The following is a 22,642-nucleotide window of genomic DNA, read 5'->3' as shown; positions in this document are numbered from 1 at the left end:
CGCCCGGATGACGTAAGTTAAATCGAAAGAACACATGACAGAACTGATTTCCAACTTTATCGGTGGCCAGTGGCAAAGCGGCCGCGGCGCCGGCACGGCACTCATCGACCCCGTGCTCGGGACCGAGCTGGTGCGCGTGGACGCCACCGGCCTGGATCTGGCGGCCGGCTTTGCCTTTGCCCGCGAACAAGGTGGCGCCGCACTGCGCGCGCTGTGCTACCGCGAGCGCGCCGCCATGCTGGCAGCCGCCGTCAAGGTGCTGCAGGCCAACCGCGATGCCTATTACGAGATCGCCACCGCCAACAGCGGCACGGTCAAGAACGATTCGGCGGTGGACATCGACGGCGGCATCTTCACGCTGGGCACCTACGCCAAACTCGGCGAGACGCTCGGTGAGCTTAATTTCATGCGGGACGGCGAGGCCGCGCGCCTGGGCAAGGACCCGCTGTTCCAGTCCCAGCATGTGCTGGTGCCGACGCGCGGCGTGGCGCTGTTCATCAATGCCTTCAACTTCCCAAGCTGGGGCTTGTGGGAAAAAGCGGCGCCGGCCTTGCTGTCCGGCGTGCCGGTGATCGTGAAACCGGCCACCGCCACCGCCTGGCTGACCCAGCGCATGGTTAAGGATGTGGTCGATGCCGGCATCTTCCCGCCGGGCGCGCTGTCGGTGGTCTGCGGCAGCTCGGCCGGCCTGATGGACGCACTGCAGACCTTCGACGTGGTGTCGTTCACCGGCTCGGCCGAAACCGCTGCCGTCATCCGCTCCCACCCGGCCGTGGCGCAGCGTTTTGTGCGCGTCAATATCGAGGCTGACAGCGTCAACTCGGCCCTGCTTTTGCCCGACGCCGTGCCCGGCAGCGAAGCTTTTGACCTGCTGGTGAAAGAAGTGGCGCGCGAGATGACGGTCAAGTCGGGGCAGAAATGCACCGCGATCCGCCGTATCTTCGTGCCCGAGGCGTTTTATGGCGCGGCGGCGGAGGCGATTGCGGCACGGCTGGCCAAGACCACGGTCGGCAATCCGCGCAACGAGTCCGTGCGCATGGGCGCACTGGTCAATCAGGCGCAGCTGGCCAGCGTGCGTGAAGGTCTGGACTATCTGAAACAACAGGCCGAAACCCTGCATGACGGCGCCACGCACGCGCTGGTGGACGCAGACTCGACGGTGGCTTGCTGTGTCGGCCCCACGCTGCTGGGCGTGCGCAACGCCGATGGCGCTGACCGCGTGCACGACACCGAGGTGTTCGGCCCCGTCGCCACCTTGCTGCCCTACCGCGACCCGGCACATGCGCTGGCGCTGGTGCGCCGCGGTCAGGGTTCGCTGGTGGCTTCGCTGTACGGCAGTGATCCGCAAACACTGGCCGCCACGGCGCTGCAACTGGCCGACAGCCATGGCCGCGTGCATGTGATCTCGCCCGATGTGGCGCAACTGCACACCGGCCACGGCAATGTCATGCCGCAATCGCTGCACGGCGGCCCGGGCCGGGCGGGCGGCGGCGAAGAGCTGGGTGGTCTGCGCGCCCTGGGTTTCTACCACCGCCGCAGTGCCGTGCAAGCCAGTACAGTCGTACTCGCTGCCTTGTCCGCATAGTCAGAACCAAGTACGAGGAACCCCAAGTGACAAGCTTCACCGACATCCAACCGCCAGGGCCGCTTTTCAATTTTGCGCAGCACCTGATAGAGCGCAACCTGACCCGCCCGAGCAAGACGGCTTATATCGACGACCAGGGCAGCCTGAGTTATGGCGAGCTGGCGGAGCGCATCCGCCGCCTGGCGGCTGCCCTGCTGGCCTCGGGCGTGCGCCGCGAGGAGCGCGTGCTGCTGCTGATGCACGACTGCAGCGACTGGCCGGTGAGTTTTTTGGGTGCGATGTACGCGGGCATCGTGCCGGTGGCCGTGAACACCTTGCTCACCGCCGATGACTACGCCTACATGCTGAAACACAGTCGGGCCCAAGCGGCGCTGGTGTCCGCGGCCTTGCTGCCGACCCTGCAGGCGGCCCTGGCCCAGGGCGGCCATGAGGTCAAGAGCGTGATCGTCTCGCGCCCGCAAGCTGCCTTGCCCGCCGGCATGGTGGCGCTGGACACCTTGCTGGCGCAACAGGCGCCGCTGGCGGAACCGGCCGGCACCGGCCCCGATGACCCCGGTTTCTGGCTCTATTCCTCCGGCTCCACCGGCCGCCCCAAGGGCGCGTTGCACACCCATGCCAATCCCTACTGGACAGCCGAGCTGTACGGCAAGCCGGTGCTCGGTATCAGCGAGCGCGACGTCTGTTTCTCGGCCGCCAAGCTGTTCTTTGCCTACGGGCTGGGCAATGCGCTGACCTTTCCCCTGAGCGTGGGCGCCACCACGATTCTGATGGCGGAGCGGCCCACGCCCGACGCCACCTTCAAACGCTGGCGCGGCGACATCGGCGGCCAGCGGCCCACGGCATTTTTCGGCGCGCCGACCGGCTTTGCCGGCATGCTGGCCTCGCCCGCGCTGCCGGCCAAAAAAGACGTGGCGCTGCGGCTGGCTTCGTCCGCCGGCGAAGCCTTGCCGAGCGAACTGGGTGAGCGCTTTACCGCCCACTTCGGGGTCGAGATCATCGACGGCATCGGTTCGACCGAGATGCTGCACATCTTCTTGTCCAACCGCCCGGGCCAGGTGCGCTACGGCACCACCGGCTGGCCGGTGCCGGGCTACGACATCGAGCTGCGTGGTGACGACGGCCGCCCGGTGCCCGTGAACGCTGACGGCGCCAGCGAGACAGGCGACCTCTACATCCAGGGCCCCAGCGCCGCCCTGATGTACTGGGGCAACCGCGAGAAATCGCGCGAAACCTTTCAGGGCGCCTGGACCAAGAGCGGCGACAAATACGTGCGCAACGCCGACGGCAGCTACACCTACTCCGGCCGCAGCGACGACATGCTCAAGGTCAGCGGCATTTATGTGTCGCCGTTTGAAGTGGAAGCCACACTGGTGCAACACCCGGCGGTGCTGGAGGCCGCCGTCATCGGCGTGTCCGACGACGAGGGGCTGACCAAAACCAAGGCCTTTGTCGTGCTCAAGTCGGGGGCAGAGGCCACCGAGGCCGACTTGAAAGCCTTCGTCAAAGAGCGGCTGGCGCCCTACAAGTACCCGCGCCAGATCGAATTCGTCACGGATTTGCCGAAGACCGCGACCGGCAAGATCCAGCGCTTCAAGCTGCGCGAGCGCGAGACGGCCGCTAAATGAGCGAAACCGTGCAGTTCGTTCAGATCGACTGGGCCGGCCGGCCCGTGCGGATTGAATACCAGTGGATCGCGCCGGACCGCACGAACGCACCGCTGATTGTCTTTTTGCACGAAGGCCTGGGTTCGCTGGCCATGTGGAAGGATTTTCCGCAGCAACTGTGCGAGGCGGCGGGCTGCCGTGGTCTGGTGTATTCACGCCCCGGCTATGGCGCCTCGACGCCGCGCGCAGCAGAAGAAGTCTGGGGCCTGGACTTCCTGCACCGCCAAGCGCATGAGGTGCTGCCGGCCTTGCTGGCGGCGCTCGACGTCGACACCATAAGCCAGCCGCCCTGGCTGTTCGGCCACAGCGATGGCGCCTCGATCACGCTCTTGTACGCGGCCCAATTCCCGCGCAACATCGCGGGCGCTGTTCTGCTGGCGCCGCACATCCTGGTCGAAGACATGGCAGTGGCGAGCATCACGCAAGCCCGCACGGCCTATCTGGAAACCGACCTGCGCGAGCGCCTGGCCAAATACCACGACGATCCCGATTCGGCCTTCTGGGGCTGGAACCAGATCTGGCTGCACCCGCCGTTCAGCGAGTGGTCGATCGAGGCCGAGATCGAGACTATCCGCTGCCGGCTGCTGGCGGTGCAGGGACTGGACGACGAATACGGCACGCTGGAACAGATTCACGGCATCGCGCGCCGCCTGCCGCAAACCGAATTGCTCGAACTGAGCGATTGTGGTCATTCCCCGCATCGCGATCAGCCTGAACGCCTGATCGCCATTGCTTCCGCTTTCATCACACAAAAAACTGGAGACACACCATGAGCCCATCCCGCAGAACCCTGATCCACAGCGCTGTTGCAGCACTCGCCCTAGTCGCCGTGAGCACGTTACCCGCGCACGCGCAAGGCTTGCCCAAACTCAAGGTCGGCCTGATGCTGCCCTACACCGGCACCTTTGCCGCACTCGGCAATGCCATCGAGAACGGATTCCGTCTGCATGTCGCGGAGCAAGGCGGCAAGCTCAGCGGACGCGAGATCGAGTTTGTCAAGGTCGATGACGAGTCCGACCCGTCCAAGGCCACCGACAACGTGAACAAGCTGATCAAGCGCGACAACGTCGATGTGCTGATCGGTTCGGTGCACTCCGGCGTGGCGATGGCCATGGCCAAGGTGGCCAAGGACACTGGCACTTTTCTGATCGTGCCGAATGCCGGCGCCGATGCGGTGACCGGCCCGATGTGCGCGCCCAACATCTTCCGCAGCTCGTTCTCGAACTGGCAGCCCGGCTACGCCATGGGCGAGGTGGTTGCCAAGAAGGGCCACAAGAAGGTCGTGACCATCACCTGGAAGTACGCGGCCGGCGATGAGTCGGTGCGCGGCTTCAAGGAAGCGTTCGAGAAATCCGGCGGCAAGGTCGTCAAGGAACTGAACGTGCCCTTTCCCAACGTCGAGTTCCAGGCGCTGTTGACCGAGATTGCAGCCGCCAAGCCGGATGCCGTCTACACCTTCTTCGCCGGTGGCGGTGCGGTCAAGTTCGTCAAGGACTACGCGGCCGCCGGCCTGAAGAAAAGCATTCCGCTGTATGGCGCCGGCTTCCTCACCGACGGCACGCTGGAAGCGCAGGGCGCGGACGCGGCCGACCTGCTGACCACGCTGCACTATGCCGACAGCCTGGGCACGCCGCGCGACAACGCGTTCCGCCTGTCCTATGCCAAGGCCTACAAGCTGCAGCCCGACGTGTACGCCGTGCAGGGTTATGACGCGGCGCAGATGCTGGGCATCGGCCTGGCGGCCGTGAAGGGCGACATCAGCAAGAAGGCCGAGTTCACCGCCGCGCTTGAAAAGGCCAAGATCGACAGCCCGCGCGGCCCGTTCACCCTGTCCAAATCGCACAACCCGGTGCAGGACATCTACCTGCGCCAGGTCGGCGGCAAGGAGAACAAGCTGGTGAGCATCGCCAGCAAGGCGCTGGCCGACCCCGGTCGCGGTTGCCGCATGTAAATAGTGCCCCCACGCTTATCGCTTCGCGTATTGCGCTGCCCCCCGAGGGGGCCGTGCCTTGCTTGGGGCGGCCCGGCGCTGCGGCGCTTCGCCACTGAGTACAAACTATGGACTTAACCACCTTCCTGATCCAGTGCCTGAATGCGCTGCAATACGGGCTGCTGCTGTTTCTGGTGGCCTCCGGGCTGACCCTGATTTTCGGCATCATGGGCGTCATCAACCTGGCGCACGGCAGCTTCTACATGATCGGCGCCTACATGGCCTACGCGCTGGCGCCGATTGTGGAAGCCACCTTCGGCGGCGGTTTCTTCGCCACGCTGTTCATCGGCCTCGTGCTGGCCGTGCTCTTGGGTTACGTGCTCGAATGGGTGTTCTTCAGCTTTCTGTACGAGCGCGAGCACCTGCAGCAAGTGTTGATGACCTACGGCCTGATTCTGGTGTTCGAGGAGTTGCGCAGCCTGCTGGTCGGCGACGATGTCTACGGCGTCAAGGTGCCGGACATTCTGGCCGGCACGCTCCCGCTGGGCGATTTGATGACTTACCCGGTGTACCGGCTCTTCATCTCCGGCGTGTGCCTGGTGCTGGCGCTGGGCATGTATTTCGTGTTCACGCGCACCCGCCTGGGCATGATGATTCGCGCCGGCAGCACCAACCGCGAGATGGTCCAGTCGCTGGGCATCGACATCAAGTTTCTCTACCGCGTGGTGTTCGCCGCCGGCGTCGCCATCGCGGTGTTCGCCGGCATGGTGGCCGCGCCGGTGTCCTCGGTCTATCCGGGCATGGGCAATACTGTCTTGATCATCTGTTTTGTCGTGGTGGTGATTGGCGGCATTGGTTCCATACGCGGTGCGCTGCTGGCGGCGCTGCTGATCGGGGTGGTGGACACCTTCGGCAAAGTGCTGCTGCCGCAGGCCTCCGGCGTGCTGGTTTATGTGCTGATGGCGCTGATCCTGCTGTGGAAGCCGGACGGTCTGTTCAAGGCCGGCTGACTTTCACGTTCAACGAAAAATCAACGACATGAAGCAATCCAAATTTCTCTTCATCGCGCTTGCGCTGGTGGCGCTCGCGCTGTGGCCGCTGATGGCCGGCCAATACGGGGTTGACCTGGTCACCAAGATCATGATCTTCGCCATCTTTGCGCTCAGCCTGGAGCTGCTCGTGGGCAGCACCGGCCTGGTGTGCTTTGGCCAGGCCGCCTTCTTCGGCATCGGCGCCTATGCCACCGTGCTGCTGACACCGCAGGACGGCGCGCCCTCGCTGCTGTGGCTGCTGCCGGCCTGCGTGCTGGCGGCGGCTTTCTATGCGCTGCTGGTCGGCGCCCTGTCACTGCGCACCAAGGGCGTCTACTTCATCATGGTGACGCTGGCGTTCGCCCAGATGGCCTATTACGTGGTGCACGACACCCCGCTGGGCGGCGGCACCGACGGCATCTACCTGCTGAGCAAACCCGTGCTCGGCACGCTGCTTGACCTCGACAAGCCGCTGGTGTTTTATGGCTTCACGCTGGCCTGCCTGGTCGCGGTGCTGGGTTTTCTGGCCCTGCTGCTGCGCTCGCGTTTTGGCCGCGCGCTGGCCGGCATTCGCGTCAACGAGCAGCGCATGCGCGCCACCGGTTTTTCCACCTATCCCTACAAGCTGGCCGCCTTTGTGATTTCCGGTGGTCTCGCCGGGCTGGCGGGCTTTTTGTTTGCGGTGAAGGACGGCTTCGTCAATCCCGAGCTGATCAGCTGGCACCTGTCGGGCGAGGTGCTGATCATGATCATCCTCGGCGGCCTCGGCCATCTGCGCGGGGCGCTGATTGGCGCCTTCGCCTTTGCGCTGCTGCAGGAGTTTTTCAAGTCGGAGGCGATCTTTGGCGACTTCGCCAAGCATTGGCATCTGGGCCTGGGCCTGAGCATCATCGCCTGCGTGGCCTTGCTGCCGCGCGGCCTGGTCGGGGTACCGGAACAACTGGCGGCGCGCCTGCGCGGGCGCCATATCGGAGCGCATGGCGCCGCCAGCAAGGAGGTTCCCCATGAGTCAGTCTGAAGTGCTGTTGCGCGGGCGCGAGATCACGCGCCGCTGGGGCGGCCTGGTCGCGCTGGACCGGGTGTCGCTTGAGCTCGAACGCGGCACGGTGCATGCCGTGATCGGCACCAACGGGGCCGGCAAGTCCACGCTGATCAACATCCTGTCGGGCGAGATTCCGCCCTCCAGCGGCCAGGTGGAGTTGCTGGGCCAGGACGTCACGACGTGGTCGCAGCCCAAACGCGCCCGCGCCGGCCTGGGTCGCAGCTACCAGCGCAACACCATCTACCCGAGCTTCACCGTGTTTGAAAACTGCCGGCTCGCGGCCCAGGCCCGGGTGCAAAAGCCCTGGGCCTGGTGGCGCGACGCGCAGCGCTGCGAAGTCAGCACCGCGGCCGCGCGCGCCGCAGCCACCCGCGCCGGGCTGGACGATCTGCTGGAGCGCCCGGCCGGCCTGCTCTCGCACGGCCAGAAGCGCCAGCTGGAAATCGCCATGTGCCTGGCCACCGCGCCGCAGGTGCTGCTGCTCGATGAGCCACTGGCCGGCATGGGCGCGGACGAGACCGAACGCATGCTCACGCTGCTGGCGGAACTCAAGGCCAGCCATGCCATCCTGCTGGTGGAGCACGACATGGACGCCGTGTTTCGCATCGCCGACTGCATCACCGTGATGGTCAACGGCGCGGTGATCGCGTCCGGCACACCGGACTTCGTGCGCAACAGCGCCGACGTGCGCGTGGCCTACCTGGGGGAACACTGAGATGGCCCAAAGTCTAATCGTCGACGCCCGTGGCCTGCACGCCTGGTACGGCTCCAGCCACGTCCTGCACGGGGTCGATCTGCAGATCGAGCGCGGTGAAACCGTGGGCCTGCTGGGTCGCAACGGCATGGGCAAAAGCACGTTGATCCGCACCCTGCTCGGCCATGTCGCGCAGCGCGACGGCAGCATCACCTTGTTCGGCCAGGACGCCTCGCGCTTCAAGCCGCACGAGGTCGCACGTCTGGGCGTGGCCTATGTGCCCGAGGGGCGTGGCGTGTTCCCGAACCTGACGGTGCGCGAGAACCTGGTGATGGCGGCGCGGCGCGGACTCGACGGCCGCGATGACTGGTCGTTTGAGCGCGTCATGGAAACCTTTCCACGCTTGAAGGAACGCCTGACGAACCTGGGCGCGCAACTCTCCGGCGGCGAGCAGCAGATGCTGTCGATCGGGCGCGCCCTGATGACGCACCCGGCGCTGATCGTGCTGGACGAAGCCACCGAAGGCCTGGCGCCGCTGATCGTGGCCGAGATCTGGCGCGTGATCGGCGAGATCCGCGCCAGCGGCATCGCCACGCTGATCGTCGATCGGGACTACCGCAAGGTGCTGGCGCATTCGGACCACGCGCTGGTGCTGCAAAAAGGCCAGGTGGTGCTGCAGGGCACGGCGGACGAGGTGGCGCAGAGCGCGGCTTTGTCGGGGTATTTGGGGGTTTGAGGGGTTTTGCGGAATTCATCATGGAGAAATGTGGCTGTAGCCCTCGTCGAATATGCGCATGTAGCTATTAATTGAGGAGTGATTGGCCTTCCCTCTGACAGCATCGCAAATGCACAATCCACGAGGTGTTCCCGCTGCTGTGTTCGATGTGGGGTGGGCAAATCGCTGCGGATTGGGATCTGGCGGCGCAAGCCTCACCTGACTACGAGGTCGATCAGCGCGTCAACTGGTGAGAAGACAAAGCGGCGTTTTTGACATGCTGCTGGGCCAGGCCTGCGTGCGCGCAAGGCCGTCAACCATTGGGCGAGCAAGGGTATCGCCAATCACGTGGTTCAGCGGCTCAATCTTCGGAAATCCTTGGGAATCAGGGAGCGTTTTGGCACTCCCAACCGTGCCATACTTTGCCTCATGCGGTTGAAGTCCCTATCCGTTGAAGCTGCCCGGGGCTTCGTAGTCCGCAGTCGCTGCACGCGACATCGCAATCAAAAGCACAAAATATCAAAAGGATGGCTTCTCGCACAGAACAATCCGGTGTTATTAACCACTTTGGACTTGCGATGAACCACTCTTTGAACCTGACCTGGGAAACCTACACTGCGTCCTGGAAAGCGGCCACCGCCGCTGAAAAGTATGCGCTGTTTGCACAAAGTCTGGATCCCCAATGCGTCTACAACGATCCCCAGGCGGCCACCCACGGCTGGCAAGAACTGACGGCTTACATGGACGCGTTTCACCAGCAGGTACCCGGCGGCCACTTCCAGACCAAAACGTTTAGCACCCACCACCAGCAGAGCCTGGCCACATGGAACATGCTCGACGGCAAAGACCAGGTGATTGGTGAAGGCACGAGCTATGGCCAATACAACGGCGATGGCAAGCTAGTGGCCATGACCGGTTTTTTTGCCGCGGCCTGACGAGAACCCACACCATGCACTACCTCAAACGCGTCCAGCAAGGCATTGACTTTGTGGAAGCCCATCTGGACACGGAGATAGCACTGTCAAACGTGGCCAAGGCGGCGGGTTTGAGCCAATGGCACTTTCAGCGCGTGTTCCGGGCTTTGACCAACGAGACTTTGAAGACCTACATACGGTCGCGTCGCTTTGCCAAGGCCCTGGACCAATTGCGAACCACCAAGCTGCCGATTCTGGACATCGCACTGGCCGCGGGGTATGAGACGCAAGAGAGTTTTACCCGCGCCTTCAAGTCGTGCTTTAGCCTCACACCGGGCCAGTACCGCGCTCTTGGCAGCCGGTCCTTGTTTGTGAAGAAGGTGGAGTTGGATGCCGACTACCTGCGCCACATCCACCGCAACGTGTCCCTGGTGCCCCAGGTGTACGAGCAACGCGCCATGCAATTGGTCGCAGTGCGCACGCTGTTCTACGGTATCGATTCCGAGAAAAACAACCTGGCCAAGAAGTTGCCGCCGCTATGGGCCAGTTTTTTACCCCGGCTGGCTGAAGTGCCGCACGCAGTGCCGGGGGTGTGCTACGGCGTGGTCAGCCCCATGCGTGCTTCTTCGGATCAACTGCAATACTTTGCAGCCATTGAGGTCAGCCAGCAGGCTGCTCTGCCCCCCGGCATGCTGGCGCTGGAGGTGCCGGGTGCACGCTATGCCAAGTTTTGCCACCAGGGTCCGGCCCAGAACATAGACAACACGGTTAACTACATCTACTCCAGCTGGATGTTGTCCTCTGGCGCATCGCACACCGGAGGGGTGGATCTGGAGGTGTATGACTCCCGCTACAGCGCCACGTCCGACGCATCGCTGATGCACTACGCCATTCCCATAAATTAGCGTTGCGGCTGGTGCTGGATTTGTAAAGCCCTGACCTCTCGCTACGGCAACCACACCGGCACGACAGAAGCGGCGAGTAGCACCCCCAAGATGGCGTTGACGGTATGCCATTGCCTGGCAGTTCGCAACAGCCTTGCCAGCACAAGACCCGCCCAGCACCAGATGGCCAACGACACGCTGGCTGCCAATCCAAATGCCGCGCCCAGCAGCACGGCAAGCTCCATAGGATGATTGACCAGCCCCGCGAACGACGCGCCCGCGCCGGTGGTCATGGCCCAGGCCTTGGGATTCATCCACAGCATGCTGGCGCCGCTGAAAAATCCAAGCGGGCTTGCCAGCTTAGTCTGTAGGTGGGGCGGCCCACTGCGTCCAATTTTCCATGCCAGCCAGAACAGGTATGCCGTGCCGACCAACTTCATGGCGAGCTGCAACGACGGTGCGGCCAACATGAGTCCAGACAAACCTGTGGCCGCAATGCATGCAAGCGTCGCCAATCCCGCGCTGAGTCCCAACAACAACGGGAGGGAGCGCCCAAAGCCAAACTGCGCGCCGGAGGCCGTTGCCAATGTGGTCGCACCACCCGGCGTCAGGGTGGATGTCAGTACAAACAACGCCAGCGGCAGCAGGGACGCATCCGCCATGTTATTTCCCTCGTCCATCGGCGCGCACCAACTGCTCCAATGCGTCCGCCAGTTTCATCAGGTCGCCCTCGTCGTTGTAGACGTGTGGCGAAACCCGCACCGCGCTGCCGCGTACCGACACATGGATCTGTTGTCGCGCCAGATGCTGGCGGCAGGCTTCGGGATCCAGGGTGGAGGGGAGTCTCACGCCGAAGAGGTTTGCGCAGCGCTGGGTTTCATCTGCGATCTCGAACCCGAGCGCGCGCAAGCGATCCACCGGCCTGCGTGCAATCTCCAGCAAGTAGTCGCGGATGCGCTTCGGCTGCCATTGGATCAGCAGGTGGCACGCGGCCTCCAGCATGCCAATCAACGAGGGGTTGGCACGCAAACTGGTATCAAAGCGCCGCATGCCCGGCGCGTAAAGGTCTTCATAGTCGACCAGACGCGCAAAATTCTCGCTGCCGGATCGCATCAACCAGCTTTCCTCCAGCGGGCTGGCGTCCAGGAATCGCGCACCCAACACGGCGAAGCCGAGGCCATAGTTCGACAACATAGCCTTGTAGCTGTGCACCATCAACGCGTCGGGCTGCACCTGCTGGACATCGAATGGCATCGCGCCCACGGTTTGGGTTGCGTCCACCACGAACGCGGCGCCCACCTCGCGGCAGCGCTTGCCAATGCGCTCAAGGTCAAACAGCGTTCCATCGGTCCAGTGCGCTGGCTCCACGGCAACGAGCGCGGTGTTGCTGTCAATGGCCGCCAGCACGGCCGCATTCCACAAAGCTGCCCGGCTGGTGTGCAACGCCGGTGGCGACCAGGGTGCCTGGGGCGCCGGCACCATGCGCATCTCGACGCCGCTGCTCCGCCAGTTGCGCCATGCATAAACATTGCTCGGAAACATGTCACCCAGCATGACGATGTTCTGGCCTGGCTTTGGATGCAAATTTTTGGCGACGATGGCTGCGGCATACGCCGCGGTGGGGATGAAGGCAACACGTTCCGGGTCCGCGTTCACCAACTGCGCGCACAACTTGCGCGTTCGCTCGGCGGGCACAAAAAAATCCTGTGCTGTCATTCCAATGGGCGAGGCCCGTGCGACCAGTGCCCTCGCTCCCGCTTGCTCCACCGGCTTGGGCAAGGGTCCCATGAAGGCGCTGTTCAGGTAGCAATGGTCGGCAGGGATGGAGAAGAAATCGCGCTGGCAAACCAGCGGTGCAGATGTGGATGTCATGGATTGGCGGCCGTGTTATGTGGGTATGCGCCTATCATCGCCACATGCCCGTATCGCATCTATCAGGAAATTTCAGACAAGGCGTCGCGCCATGAAAATCGACTTTGGCTGGGCCAGTGTTGCATTGCTGCCGTCGGCGCCGTACTCGGTGCGCGACGCGTCGCATCGGTATGTGCTGGGTCTGGCATTCGAGCGGCAACGGGGGGTGCATGCCATTGGTTCCGATACGCGCCAGGACTTCGATGCCTGGCCTGGCGATCTGGCCTTCACACTCCCCGACGTGGAGATGTTCTCGGAGTCATGCACCGGCGGTGAGTACCTGACTTTGCGCGTGGCGCCCGACATGCCAGACCTGCAAGTGGATGCTCCTCGTGCGGGGCCGCGCACGGTCTTTCATGGAGATCGGCAAGCGGTGCGACTCGGTTGGGCGTTGCGTCGTCTGCTGCATGCCGTACAACCCGACGCCCGGTTGATCGAGGAGCACGCGGCGCTGCTGTTGGGTCAAGGCTTGTCTCGGCTCACGCTGCCCGGTCACGCGCCCAGTTGCTACGCGGCGGATCGCAAGGCGCATGCGCGGGTCCTGGACTACATTGACGGTGCGATCGATGGGCCGTTGAGCCTGGAGGATCTGGCTGGTGTCGCAGAGATGCCGCTGTTGCGTTTCTTGCGCAGCTTTTCGAACGCCATCGGCAGTACGCCGCACGCCTACATCACCGAGCGGCGGTTGCAGCGGGCTCGCCGGTCGTTGCGCGCCTCAGACGAGCCGCTTGCCGACATTGCCTTCGCATGTGGGTTTGCCCACCAATCCCATCTCGGCGCAGTGCTCAAAGAGCGCTTGGGTCTGAGCCCGCGCCAGTACAGAGGGCTTGCGAAAGTTGCCCTGGGCTCACGCAATCAACCCATGCTTGCGGGAGATGAAGCGTGTCCCGGCACTACGGTCACGGCTTGGTGAGAAACCGCCACTGCACGTGCAGGGTCAACTCTCCGGCGGCGAGCTGCAGATGCTGTCCATCGGCCGCGCCCTGATGACGCACCCGGCGCTGATCGTCGATCGTGATTACCGCAAGGTGCTCGCGCACTCGGACCATGCGCTGGTGCTGCAAAAGGGGCAAGTGGTGCTGCAAGGCACGGCGGACGAGGTGGCGCAGAGCGCGGCCTTGTCGGGGTATCTCGGGGTCTGATTTGCAGTCCATCCGCTCGTGTGGTGGTTGACCCTGTGAATCGTCATAATTTAATGGTGTTTTAGGTCTCTAGCCCCCGTGGAATAAGTGTATTACGCTATATATTTTGTAGTTATTTTATGGCTGTCAATTGCGGCACTCGCGGTTGGTGTTGGCGCCGACGCAAACTTGACCAGTTACGGAAACTTGCATTCGGCTTCAATCCGGCACTGCGATCTCACATGCCGTGTCGCCCGACGACAGCTGAAGGACGTCATTCGTCGAGCGTTCATGGCGTATCAATATGGGTCCAACCGTGTTGTCGGAAGCTTGGAAAGCAGTCCGCCGCCCCAGCACGTTGCATGCAGACGGGGCGAAGAGCTTAGCGCTGCTTCTTCCTTCGCGCGACGGCCGCAGCAGCCAGTGCCATGCCTAGCAGGGCAAGCGTTCCAGGCTCTGGGACCTGGGAAACGGCCAAGCTGCGCACGTACCAAAGATCCAGCGAGTTTGCCCCTGCTGAGGATGGAAGCCAGTGCTGGGAAAGGCCGTCCCCAAAATCGCAGTGTGTGAAGCTCGAGTTCCAGTACTGGGCAGCACATTTGCCACCGAAGTCGGTGAACGAGGGTTTGGCCGCCCATTCAGTGTCCGTGGCTTCTCGCCAGCCCTCATGCAGGCTAGCCTGATATAGGGTGTTGGTGCCAAACCAGACCTCGGAAGTGATGGGCGCCGCCCAAGCCCAATCCAGAGCGCCTACTGTGATGTAGTCATTCGGGGTCAGATCGGTCAAGACGGGGTTGGCGATCGCCATGCTGCTCACCCCAAGCGCTATGGCGGCAGACAGAAGACATTTTTTTATAGTCATGTTGTTCCTGGATGGCCGGTTGACGAAGGTCAATTAAACACGGCGTGTATACGAATGCAACATTTGTACCAAGTTGTAACTTTTAATAATTTCTCTATTCAAATCAATGACTTGCAAAGCGTGTCTTGGCCTCGAGTACATTCGAGAATTTTGGTTTGTAAATTTCCCCGACACATTTGCAGTCAGCTAAAAGTCTTTCAACGGCGCCACTTCTGGAGCACGGTTGACTCCGCGATTCCTTGCCTCAGCCCAGCCCACTCCACACACCATGTCCTTGCTTCAAGTCTCCCGACGCTAATATTTCAAGATCTATGCCGTCTCGGCACGGAACACGCGGCCGACAGCGGTGCCCTCCACAGTTTGAGGAGTAACGACCATGCAATGGAAACTTTGCGTCTGGACCCCACCTTTCACCTCTCGGCACTCTCGCCCACGTCGGGCCACGCCTTTCTGCAGCGCCGCTACCTGATCATTCCGGGCATTCGCTCCTCGCGCATCTACATCGTTGATACCCAGCCGGATCCGCGCGCGCCCAAACTCATCAAGACCATCGAGCCGGAAGAGGTGTTGCGCAAGACCGGCTACTCGCGCCCGCACACCGTGCACTGCGGGCCTGAAGGTCTTTACATCAGCACCCTGGGCGGTGCCGCCAAGGACGGCACGCAAGGGCCGCCGGGCATCTTCATCATGGACTGCGAGACCTTCGAGATCCGCGGGCGCTGGGAGATCGACCGCGGCCCGCAAAAGCTGCACTACGACTTCTGGTGGATCCTGCCGCGCGACTACATGGTGTCGAGCGAATGGGGCCTACCGCCGCAGTTCGAAAACGGCCTCGTGGCGGAAGACCTGCTTGCCAACAAATACGGGCATTCGGTACATTTCTGGGACCTGCGCGACCGCAAGCATGTGCAGGCCATCGACCTCGGCGCCAACCATCAAATGCCGCTGGAGATTCGTCCGGCGCACGACCCGACGCGCGAATACGGTTTTCTCGGCGTGGTGGTCGACACCACCAACCTGGAAGGCTTGATCTGGACCTGGTACCGCGAAAACGGCAAGTTCAACATCAAGAAGACCGCCACCATCTCGCCCGAGCCGGCCGACGCAGCCAAACTGCCCGCGCTGCTGAAAGGTTTTGGCGCCGTGCCGCCGTTGATCAGCGACATCGACCTCTCGCTTGACGACCGCTTTCTGTACATCGCCGGCGCGGCCGGGATTGCCTTGGCGCTCTGACCTGGAGCCGCGAGAAAAGCCGGTGGGTTTTGTGCGAAATATATGCCAAATTGGCCTCCAGCCACCGCAGTTATTGCGCATGCAGCTATACATTTAATAGTAAATTTTGCGGAGCCCGAACAGGCCTTAATTGAGGCATGATCTGCCCCTTGATTTCCCCATCTTTTAGACCCCTGGAGTTCCCCGTGTTTCTTGCCCCTCGTTCCCTCAAAATGGCGTCGCTCGCCGCTGGCCTGACCCTGGCCACCCCTCTGCTATTCGCCCAGGCTTTCGACGCCGTGCGTCTGTACGGCGCCGCGCCCGGCAGCGATGGTGGCACCGTGGGTGCGGCTGCGATTGCGACCCGCCAATACCAGGGCTCGGACGAGCGCCGCAACCTGCTTTTCCCGCTGCTGGACTACCAGTGGAAGAATGGCTGGTTTGCCGGCACCACCAACGGCATCGGCATCAACTTCTCCAAGCGCCCGGACCTGGACTACGGCCTGCGCCTGACTGCCGACCTGGGGCGTGACCAGAGCCGCTCCAGCGCACTGAAGGGCATGGGGGATATCGATGCGAAGCTGGAGTTTGGTGGCTTCTTCAACTACGCCGTCAATCGCCAGATGGTGCTGACCTCCTCGCTGCGTTATGGCTCGGGCAATAACAGCCGGGGCATGCTGCTGGATCTGGGCGCTGCCTATGCCTTGGAGCTGGCACCGCAATGGCGCCTGGGCCTGGGCGCGGCCGCCACCTTCGCCAATGCCGAGTACCAGCAGTCTTACTTCGGCGTGGATGCGGTGCAAAGCCTGAACAGCGGCTACGCCGTCTACACCCCCGGCACCGGTCTGCGCGATGTGCGGGCCAACGTGTCCTTGACCTATCAACTCAACCCCAGGACGGCGATCACGACCGCCGTGTCCTTCAGCAGTCTGCAAGGCGATGCCCAGGACAGTCCGCTGACGCGCCAGCGCAACAGCGCCACCGGCATCGTGGCGGTGTCCTACGGTTTCTAGAGCGGGCGGGATCAGGCCACCGAGCCTGATGGCAAGCATCGAGCATGAATAATCCAACCCGGGGAGAAATCTCCAAGGCGACGCAGCATTTCATTCCCACGACGATCGTCCCGACGGGTGAACAGATCGCCATTCAGATCGCCGCAGCCCGGGTCATCGTGGTCGAAGCCAATGCGGGTGCGACCAAGACCACAACACTCGCCTTGCGCATGGCGGAAGCCTGGGCCCGTGGGACGAATCCCGAGCAGGTGCTCGCGCTCACCTACACCGATACCGCGTGCGCCGCGCTGAAGGCCGCACTCCACGCGCTTGGCGTGCCACTCACTATTGCCCATCGCTTTCGCATTCAAACCTTCGAGTCGTTCAGCGCGGCGATCCTGCGGGACATCGAAGGCAGCGCCGTTCCCTGCTTTGAAGAGGCCGAGCAGCTCAGCCCTTACGTCTGGCAAGCCGTGCTGCGTGTGGCCGAGAGTCCGCATGAAAAATGGCGCTCCGAGCTGCTCATGCCCACCCTCGGTGACAACAGCATGGTGGAAGAGTTTCTTCGTCTTAACAGCCGACTCAAGGGCACCCTGCGCGATGATCTGGAGCGCCAGGAGCAGCCGGTCAGCCCCGACTACGCCGAATCCATCGGTGTCGAGTACACCCAACTCAGGATTTTTCTGGCCTATGAGTGGGTGCGCCGGCAGGGGAACGGCGACAAGCCGCAGTTTCGCGGTGTCCAGGACGCGACCTACGATCTGGCGCGCCTGCTGCTCGCCGGCGAGTCGGTGAGAGACTGCCCGAGTTGGCCGGTGTCGGCCAAGGTCATCCTGGTCGATGAGATGCATGACTTGAACCAGGCCATGTTTGAAATTCTCAAGGAACTGATTGCCACAACCAACAGCTTTTTCTGTGGCGTGGGCGACATGGACCAGGTGATCCACGAGGCCGCCGGGGCCGAAGCCCGGTTCATGCGCACCGAGCTGGAAAATCACACGGGCGGGCCTGTGGCGCACTTTCCCTTAAGCCACAGCTTTCGCTTCGGCAAATCGCTGGCCGCCCTGGGCAAGCGGGTCGCTGGCAAGCCCTACAGCTCCATGGCCGAACATGAGACAAAAATTGAATGGGTGCGCTACCACGACGCCAGTCAATGTGCGCCTCTGGTGGTCAAGGAGGCGGCCCTTTGGAAGCCCAAGCTCAAGTCCAAAACTGCCCAGTACGCCATTCTGCTGCGCCACCCCTACCAGTCCGTGGAAATTGAAAATGGCTTGCTGGCAGAGGGCATTTCCTACACCACCAGCGGATTCGACAGCTACCTGATGCGCCCGGAAGTGCTGTTCGTGCGCGGCCTGCTGGCGGTCGCGGCGCAAGACCTCAGCAGCGTGGCGGAAGAAGCCACGCGCAAAAAAGTCATGCAGGCGATTTTCTACTTCTCCGGCGCTCAAATTTCCGTCACGGGGCGCGAGGATGAATCCCAGCAAGCCCTGCTGGATGAAGCCCTGGGCGTCCTGTCCCACGCGCCTGATTTCCTGGTTCACATGTTCGAGAATCAGATCCTGCGCAACGTTGACGCCGGCATGCGGCGGCGTCTTGAGGCCGCCGTCAAAGTGGCAAAAGAGCAGTCCGGGCCGGACCTGTTGGGCCGGCTGCTGGAGGCCTTGCAGATGGATTCCATGATCAACGAGCGGTTGCTGTCGCGCCAGCGGCGCCTTGACGCCATCGGCAATCTGGCCGGACTGAAGCGGGCAGCAGCGGAGTTCGACACCGCCAGTGCGTACTTTCAATCCCTCAATGTCGCCGAGCAGTCACAGCGCCAACTCATGGGCAAGAAGTCAGCCCGCGTGCTGATCGCAAGCATGGCCAGCGTGAAAGGGCTTGAGTTTGAGCACGTCGTCATTCCCTATCTGGACAGCGGCGAGTTCCCGGCGCCCAGGTCGGAGATGGGCGAGGAACAAAACATGCTCTACGTGGCGGTGACCCGCGCCCGGCGCGCCCTGACCCTGTACGCCAGCCAGGAGCATCCCAGTATGTTTGTGGCCAAGCTGATGGGTCCGCCGCCGGCGCCCTAAGCGCTTAAGCCGGATCCGACAGCAACTCCGAAATCACGCCGCGCAGCCAGCGCGAGCCCGGGTCATGGTGGTAGCGCTCATGCCAGTGCTGTTTGACCGCGTACTCCGGCAGCGGGAAGGGCACCGGGAAGATGCGGAAGGCACCGCGCCCTTGCAGCACATCGCCCAGGCGTTTGGGGATGGTGATGAGGAGGTCGGTGTGTTCCACCACCAGGGCGGCGCCGACAAAATTAGGAATCTGCAGCGCAATCCGGCGCTTGATGCCGAGGCGCGCAATCTCGCGGTCGACGATCAAGGGGGCTGAACCGGAGGAGCTGACCACCACATGATCCTCCGCCTCGAATTGCTGCAGGCTGAGCTGGTCGCCGATGCGCGGATGGTCCGCGCCCAACATGCAGACAAAGCTCTGGTTGAACAGCAGCTGCTGGTAAAAGCCGGCTTCCAGCTGCGGCATCAGTCCCAGCGCCAGATCGGCCTCGCCACTCTCCAGCAGGCGTGCCGTGTCCTTGGACAGCGGAAAAATCTCGATACGGATGCCAGGCGCGGCGACGCGCAACTTCTCCCACAGTTTGCGCAGCAGCACCAGCTGGCTGATGTCGGTCATGCAGATGCGAAAAATGCGCTCCGAGGAGAGCGGATCAAAGTCATTGCGATGGCCCAGCACCACGTCGAGCGCGTCCAGCACCGCGCGCACCGGCCGCACCAGGCCCTCGCCGAACGGCGTGGGTTCCATGCCGCTGGAGGTGCGCACGAACAGCGGGTCGCCAAACTGATGGCGCAGCTTGGACAGCGCCACACTGGCCGCGGGCTGACCCAGTTCCAGCGCTTCCGCCGCGCCGGAGACGCTGCGGGTTTTGTAGATTTCATCAAACACGGACAGGAGGCGGATATCGATGGAGTTCATGGTGGCAGCACTATGCGAATTTCGAATACGCCATATTAGCGCCATTGCATTTACAGCATTTTGGTCTGCTTTTACGATTCGCTCTATCAAACAAATGAAGGAGAGAATATGCAAGAACTTGGTCGTTTGGAAGACCTCCCTGAGGCCTATCGCACCGCGCTGACCGGGCAGAATTTGGTGCCGCTATGGCCCAGCTTGCGCGCCGTGCTGCCGCCCGGAAAACCGACCCCGCGCACCCAGCCGATTTGCTGGTCCTACGAGGGCTTGCGCCCGCTGCTGCTTCAGGCCGGCGAACTGACCCCGATTGAAAAAGCCGAGCGCCGCGTGCTGGTGCTGGCCAACCCGGGCCATGGGCTGGACAAGATGCAGGCCAGCGCGACCATTTACCTGGGCATGCAATTGCTGCTGCCGGGCGAGTGGGCGCCGGCGCATCGGCACACGCCCAACGCCGTGCGCATGATCGTGGAAGGCGAGGGCGCCTACACCACGGTCGAGGGCGAGAAGTGCCCGATGAGCCGCGGCGACCTGATCCTGACCCCCACCGGTCTCTGGCACGAGCATGGCCACGACGGCGACAAGCCGGTGGTCTGGCTCGATGTGCTGGACCTGCCGCTGGTCTATTTCATGGAAGCCTCGTATGTGACCGAAGGCAAGGCGCAGACCGTCACCGCCGAAGCCAATGACCGCGCCTACCAGCGCGGCGGCGTGGTGCCGGCGCCGGTCTTCAACCGCGCCGGCGAGGCCTTCCCGATGCTGCGCTACCCCTGGGTCGATGTGCGCGCCACTCTGGTCGCACTGGCGCAAAGCCAGCCGGACCTTGATGCCGTGCAGGTGGCCTATGTGAACCCGGAAACGGGCGCGGATTGCCAGAAGATTCTGGGCTTCTCGGCCTTGATGTTGCGCCCCGGTGAACGGCTGCAACTGCCAGCCCGCTCCTGCGCCATGGTGTTTCACCAGATCGAAGGCGGCGCCGGGGTCAGCCTCGAAGGCCATGCCTTCAGCCTGGCGGAAGCCGACACCTGCTGCATCCCGGGTTACACGCCCGTGACCCTGAGCAACCGCTCCAAAGACCAAGCCGCCTTCATCTTCATCGCGGACGACGCGCCGCTGCAGAAAAAGCTCGGCGTCTACGAAGTCCGCAACTAAGCCCCTTAAGAGTACCCATGACCCAAGCCAACTACCTCTGGAATCCGCCCGCCGTTAACTCCCTGCCGGTGCAGGGCAGCGATCTGCGCTTTGCCGTCAACCGCATCTTCTGTGTCGGCCGCAATTACCACGCCCATGCCATCGAGATGGGTCGCCCGGTGGACAAAAGCACGGCCCGGCCGTTTTACTTCACCAAATCGCCTTCCACGCTGGTTGAGTCGGGCGCGACTGTGCCGTATCCGGCCGGCACCAGCAACTACCACTTTGAGATGGAGCTGGTGGTTGCCATCGGTGCATCTGGTTTTCGGGTGAATGAAGCCGATGCGCAGCGCATGATTTACGGCTACGCCGCCGGCCTCGACATGACGCGCCGCGACCTGCAACTGGTGGCGCGGGATCAGGGGCGTCCGTGGGATCTGGGCAAGGATTTCGAGAAGTCCGCGGTCTGTACCGAGATCGTTCCGATCGGTCATCTGGGCGTGCTCAGTACCGGTGCAATTTACCTGCAGGTGAATGGTGAAACCAAGCAGACGGCGGACCTCGGCCAGCTGATCTGGAACATCCCCGAGCTGCTGGCCGACCTGTCGCAGTTCTACCACCTGGTGCCGGGCGACCTGATCTACACCGGCACGCCCGAAGGCGTGGGCGCGGTCAAGACCGGCGACCGGATCACCGGCCATATCGACGGCGTGGGTGATGTGGCGCTCAGCATCGGCGCAGCCGAATAAACAACACACAAATTCGAGGAGACAAACATGACTCAGCAACTTCCCGTCATCGTCGCCGGCGGCGGCATTGGTGGTCTCGCTGCCGCGCTGGCACTGGTGCGCCAGGGCTTTACCGTCAAGGTATTGGAGCAGGCGCCGGAGATTGGCGAAATCGGCGCCGGCATCCAGCTCGGCCCGAATGCCTTCCACGCCTTCGATGCCCTGGGTGTCGGCGACAAGGCGCGCAGCCGCTCGGTCTTTACCGACGAGATGGTGATGCATGACGCGCTCGACGAAACCCTGGTCGGCCGCATTCCCACGGGCGAGGCCTTCCGCCAGCGTTTCGGCAACCCCTATGCCGTGATCCATCGGGTCGATGTGCACTTGTCGCTGCTGGAAGGCGCGCAGGAAACCGGCAAGGTCGAGTTCCTGACCTCGACGCGGATCGAGCGCGTCGAGCAAGACGACACGGGCGTGACGGTTTACGACCAGCACGGCACGGCCCACCGTGGCGTCGCTGTGATCGGTGCCGACGGCGTGAAGTCGGTGGTGCGCTCACAGTATGTGAACGACCCGCCGCGCGTCACCGGCCATGTGGTGTACCGCTCGGTGATCGACAAAAAAGATTTCCCGAAAGATCTGCAATGGAACGCGGCCAGCATCTGGGTTGGCCCCAATTGCCACCTGGTGCACTACCCGCTGCGCGGCGGCGAGCAGTACAACGTGGTGGTGACCTTTCACAGCCGCAAGCCGGAAGCGTGGGGCGTGACCGAAGGCAGCGCGGAAGAGGTACAAAGCTACTTCCAGGGTATCTGCCCCAAGGCGCGCCAGCTGATCGACCTGCCGAAACAATGGAAGCGCTGGGCCACCGCCGACCGCGAGCCGATTGGCCAGTGGTCGTTCGGCCGCGCCACCCTGCTCGGCGATGCGGCGCATCCGACCACGCAGTACATGGCGCAAGGTGCCTGCATGGCGCTGGAAGACGCGGTCACTCTGGGAGAAGCGCTGCGCGTTTGCGACAACGACTTCATCAAAGCCTTCGACCTGTACCAGAACTCGCGCATCACCCGCACCGCGCGCATCGTGCTGTCGGGGCGCGAGATGGGCCGCATCTACCATGCCAAGGGCGTCGAGCGCCTGGTGCGCAATTCCTTGTGGCGGGGCCGCACGCCCGAGCGTTTTTATGACGCGATGGAGTGGTTGTACGGCTGGAACGTCACCAATTGTCTGGCGACTGCCTGAGTGGAACGACCCTG

The 22,642-nt window shown here is 63.0% G+C and carries 21 protein-coding genes and 1 pseudogene; 18 read left to right on the top strand and 4 right to left on the bottom strand.

Translation table 11 applies throughout. The annotated features are described in order from the left end of the window. The first annotated feature begins 34 nt into the window (after window positions 1-34). The 10 genes from C5P05_RS22020 to C5P05_RS21975 all read left to right on the top strand — a co-directional run bounded on the left by C5P05_RS22020 (window position 35) and on the right by C5P05_RS21975 (window position 10,480). Window positions 35-1,585: a 3,4-dehydroadipyl-CoA semialdehyde dehydrogenase gene (locus tag C5P05_RS22020; RefSeq protein ID WP_114971997.1), complete on the top strand. Its 1,551-nt coding sequence runs from the start codon at window positions 35-37 to the stop codon at window positions 1,583-1,585. A 26-nt stretch (window positions 1,586-1,611) separates the two neighbouring features. Then, window positions 1,612-3,210, top strand: a complete 1,599-nt coding sequence (locus tag C5P05_RS22015) for a benzoate-CoA ligase family protein (RefSeq protein WP_114971996.1) — start codon at window positions 1,612-1,614, stop codon at window positions 3,208-3,210. Next, on the top strand, window positions 3,207-4,022 hold the full coding sequence (locus C5P05_RS22010; RefSeq protein WP_114971995.1) for an alpha/beta fold hydrolase: 816 nt from the start codon (window positions 3,207-3,209) through the stop codon (window positions 4,020-4,022). The genes C5P05_RS22015 and C5P05_RS22010 overlap by 4 nt, the downstream gene beginning before the upstream one ends. Next, a complete protein-coding gene (locus tag C5P05_RS22005) occupies window positions 4,019-5,200 on the top strand; it encodes an ABC transporter substrate-binding protein (protein ID WP_114971994.1) in 1,182 nt (393 codons plus the stop codon). Before C5P05_RS22010 ends, C5P05_RS22005 begins: the two co-directional genes overlap by 4 nt. A gap of 107 nt (window positions 5,201-5,307) precedes the next feature. After that, a complete protein-coding gene (locus C5P05_RS22000; RefSeq protein WP_114971993.1) occupies window positions 5,308-6,189 on the top strand; it encodes a branched-chain amino acid ABC transporter permease in 882 nt (293 codons plus the stop codon). A gap of 28 nt (window positions 6,190-6,217) precedes the next feature. Next, entirely contained in the window at window positions 6,218-7,228 is a 1,011-nt protein-coding gene (locus C5P05_RS21995; protein ID WP_114971992.1) for a branched-chain amino acid ABC transporter permease, read from the top strand. After that, window positions 7,215-7,967: an ABC transporter ATP-binding protein gene (locus C5P05_RS21990; RefSeq protein WP_232834618.1), complete on the top strand. Its 753-nt coding sequence runs from the start codon at window positions 7,215-7,217 to the stop codon at window positions 7,965-7,967. Before C5P05_RS21995 ends, C5P05_RS21990 begins: the two co-directional genes overlap by 14 nt. A 1-nt stretch (window position 7,968) precedes the next feature. Further along, the gene (locus tag C5P05_RS21985) at window positions 7,969-8,682 is read left to right on the top strand and encodes an ABC transporter ATP-binding protein (protein WP_114971990.1); all 714 of its coding nucleotides are present in this window, start codon (window positions 7,969-7,971) and stop codon (window positions 8,680-8,682) included. A 557-nt stretch (window positions 8,683-9,239) separates the two neighbouring features. Further along, window positions 9,240-9,596 (top strand): nuclear transport factor 2 family protein, encoded by a 357-nt coding sequence (locus tag C5P05_RS21980; RefSeq protein ID WP_114971989.1) that lies wholly within the window; start codon window positions 9,240-9,242, stop codon window positions 9,594-9,596. A gap of 14 nt (window positions 9,597-9,610) precedes the next feature. After that, entirely contained in the window at window positions 9,611-10,480 is an 870-nt protein-coding gene (locus C5P05_RS21975; protein WP_114971988.1) for a helix-turn-helix domain-containing protein, read from the top strand. Between the two features lie 41 nt (window positions 10,481-10,521). On the opposite strand, the gene C5P05_RS21970 is transcribed toward C5P05_RS21975, so the two are convergent. Together C5P05_RS21970 and C5P05_RS21965 are read right to left on the bottom strand one after the other, a co-directional pair. Then, window positions 10,522-11,139 (bottom strand): LysE family translocator, encoded by a 618-nt coding sequence (locus C5P05_RS21970; RefSeq protein ID WP_232834617.1) that lies wholly within the window; start codon window positions 11,137-11,139, stop codon window positions 10,522-10,524. Beyond that, window positions 11,123-12,331: an aminotransferase class V-fold PLP-dependent enzyme gene (locus C5P05_RS21965; RefSeq protein WP_114971987.1), complete on the bottom strand. Its 1,209-nt coding sequence runs from the start codon at window positions 12,329-12,331 to the stop codon at window positions 11,123-11,125. The genes C5P05_RS21970 and C5P05_RS21965 overlap by 17 nt, the downstream gene beginning before the upstream one ends. Before the next feature lie 91 nt (window positions 12,332-12,422). Here C5P05_RS21965 and C5P05_RS21960 point away from each other — a divergent pair, with 91 nt between their 5' ends. Next, on the top strand, window positions 12,423-13,283 hold the full coding sequence (locus C5P05_RS21960; protein ID WP_114971986.1) for a helix-turn-helix transcriptional regulator: 861 nt from the start codon (window positions 12,423-12,425) through the stop codon (window positions 13,281-13,283). 16 nt (window positions 13,284-13,299) lie between these two features. Further along, window positions 13,300-13,512: a hypothetical protein gene (locus C5P05_RS21955; protein WP_420130766.1), complete on the top strand. Its 213-nt coding sequence runs from the start codon at window positions 13,300-13,302 to the stop codon at window positions 13,510-13,512. Window positions 13,513-13,873: 361 nt separating this feature from the next. On the opposite strand, the gene C5P05_RS21950 is transcribed toward C5P05_RS21955, so the two are convergent. Further along, window positions 13,874-14,299 (bottom strand): PEP-CTERM sorting domain-containing protein, encoded by a 426-nt coding sequence (locus C5P05_RS21950; protein WP_157979427.1) that lies wholly within the window; start codon window positions 14,297-14,299, stop codon window positions 13,874-13,876. 471 nt (window positions 14,300-14,770) lie between these two features. On the opposite strand from C5P05_RS21950, the pseudogene C5P05_RS21945 reads away from it, so the two are divergent. From C5P05_RS21945 to C5P05_RS21935, 3 genes and pseudogenes are all read left to right on the top strand, one after another. Then, window positions 14,771-15,556 (top strand): annotated as a pseudogene (locus tag C5P05_RS21945) (selenium-binding protein SBP56-related protein); the annotation flags it as partial. Window positions 15,557-15,771: 215 nt separating this feature from the next. Beyond that, a complete protein-coding gene (locus C5P05_RS21940) occupies window positions 15,772-16,578 on the top strand; it encodes a MipA/OmpV family protein (protein ID WP_157979426.1) in 807 nt (268 codons plus the stop codon). Window positions 16,579-16,622: 44 nt separating this feature from the next. Then, window positions 16,623-18,629, top strand: coding sequence for a UvrD-helicase domain-containing protein (locus C5P05_RS21935; RefSeq protein WP_114971982.1), 2,007 nt, complete (start codon window positions 16,623-16,625; stop codon window positions 18,627-18,629). A gap of 4 nt (window positions 18,630-18,633) precedes the next feature. Here the strand turns inward: C5P05_RS21935 and C5P05_RS21930 are convergent, their stop codons facing one another. Further along, window positions 18,634-19,533 carry a LysR family transcriptional regulator gene (locus C5P05_RS21930; protein WP_114971981.1) on the bottom strand — a complete coding sequence of 300 codons (900 nt, stop codon included), beginning with the start codon at window positions 19,531-19,533 and terminating at the stop codon, window positions 18,634-18,636. A gap of 108 nt (window positions 19,534-19,641) precedes the next feature. Here C5P05_RS21930 and C5P05_RS21925 point away from each other — a divergent pair, with 108 nt between their 5' ends. From C5P05_RS21925 to C5P05_RS21915, 3 genes are read left to right on the top strand one after another with little or no spacing between them, the layout of a single operon-like run. Further along, entirely contained in the window at window positions 19,642-20,679 is a 1,038-nt protein-coding gene (locus C5P05_RS21925) for a cupin domain-containing protein (RefSeq protein WP_114971980.1), read from the top strand. A 17-nt stretch (window positions 20,680-20,696) separates the two neighbouring features. Then, a complete protein-coding gene (locus C5P05_RS21920) occupies window positions 20,697-21,407 on the top strand; it encodes a fumarylacetoacetate hydrolase family protein (protein WP_114971979.1) in 711 nt (236 codons plus the stop codon). A 27-nt stretch (window positions 21,408-21,434) separates the two neighbouring features. Beyond that, the gene (locus C5P05_RS21915; protein ID WP_114971978.1) at window positions 21,435-22,628 is read left to right on the top strand and encodes a 3-hydroxybenzoate 6-monooxygenase; all 1,194 of its coding nucleotides are present in this window, start codon (window positions 21,435-21,437) and stop codon (window positions 22,626-22,628) included. The last annotated feature ends 14 nt before the right edge of the window (window positions 22,629-22,642 follow it).

It is taken from the genome of Rhodoferax ferrireducens (assembly GCF_003347515.1).
Classification (GTDB): Bacteria; Pseudomonadota; Gammaproteobacteria; order Burkholderiales; family Burkholderiaceae_C; genus Rhodoferax.
The sequence above is the reverse complement of the archived record's forward strand: the minus strand, read 5'-3'. Positions and strand labels throughout refer to the sequence as shown.

Excerpts from the sequence above, each read along its gene's own strand:
- C5P05_RS22020 (WP_114971997.1), top strand. The coding sequence starts at position 35 with ATGACAGAACTGATTTCCAACTTTATCGGTGGCCAGTGGCAAAGCGGC.
- C5P05_RS22010 (WP_114971995.1), top strand. The coding sequence starts at position 3,207 with ATGAGCGAAACCGTGCAGTTCGTTCAGATCGACTGGGCCGGCCGGCCC.
- C5P05_RS22005 (WP_114971994.1), top strand. The coding sequence starts at position 4,019 with ATGAGCCCATCCCGCAGAACCCTGATCCACAGCGCTGTTGCAGCACTC.
- C5P05_RS22000 (WP_114971993.1), top strand. The coding sequence starts at position 5,308 with ATGGACTTAACCACCTTCCTGATCCAGTGCCTGAATGCGCTGCAATAC.
- C5P05_RS21995 (WP_114971992.1), top strand. The coding sequence starts at position 6,218 with ATGAAGCAATCCAAATTTCTCTTCATCGCGCTTGCGCTGGTGGCGCTC.
- C5P05_RS21990 (WP_232834618.1), top strand. The coding sequence starts at position 7,215 with ATGAGTCAGTCTGAAGTGCTGTTGCGCGGGCGCGAGATCACGCGCCGC.
- C5P05_RS21985 (WP_114971990.1), top strand. The coding sequence starts at position 7,969 with ATGGCCCAAAGTCTAATCGTCGACGCCCGTGGCCTGCACGCCTGGTAC.
- C5P05_RS21980 (WP_114971989.1), top strand. The coding sequence starts at position 9,240 with ATGAACCACTCTTTGAACCTGACCTGGGAAACCTACACTGCGTCCTGG.
- C5P05_RS21975 (WP_114971988.1), top strand. The coding sequence starts at position 9,611 with ATGCACTACCTCAAACGCGTCCAGCAAGGCATTGACTTTGTGGAAGCC.
- C5P05_RS21970 (WP_232834617.1), bottom strand. The coding sequence starts at position 11,139 with ATGGACGAGGGAAATAACATGGCGGATGCGTCCCTGCTGCCGCTGGCG.
- C5P05_RS21965 (WP_114971987.1), bottom strand. The coding sequence starts at position 12,331 with ATGACATCCACATCTGCACCGCTGGTTTGCCAGCGCGATTTCTTCTCC.
- C5P05_RS21960 (WP_114971986.1), top strand. The coding sequence starts at position 12,423 with ATGAAAATCGACTTTGGCTGGGCCAGTGTTGCATTGCTGCCGTCGGCG.
- C5P05_RS21950 (WP_157979427.1), bottom strand. The coding sequence starts at position 14,299 with ATGGCGATCGCCAACCCCGTCTTGACCGATCTGACCCCGAATGACTAC.
- C5P05_RS21935 (WP_114971982.1), top strand. The coding sequence starts at position 16,623 with ATGAATAATCCAACCCGGGGAGAAATCTCCAAGGCGACGCAGCATTTC.
- C5P05_RS21930 (WP_114971981.1), bottom strand. The coding sequence starts at position 19,533 with ATGAACTCCATCGATATCCGCCTCCTGTCCGTGTTTGATGAAATCTAC.
- C5P05_RS21925 (WP_114971980.1), top strand. The coding sequence starts at position 19,642 with ATGCAAGAACTTGGTCGTTTGGAAGACCTCCCTGAGGCCTATCGCACC.
- C5P05_RS21920 (WP_114971979.1), top strand. The coding sequence starts at position 20,697 with ATGACCCAAGCCAACTACCTCTGGAATCCGCCCGCCGTTAACTCCCTG.
- C5P05_RS21915 (WP_114971978.1), top strand. The coding sequence starts at position 21,435 with ATGACTCAGCAACTTCCCGTCATCGTCGCCGGCGGCGGCATTGGTGGT.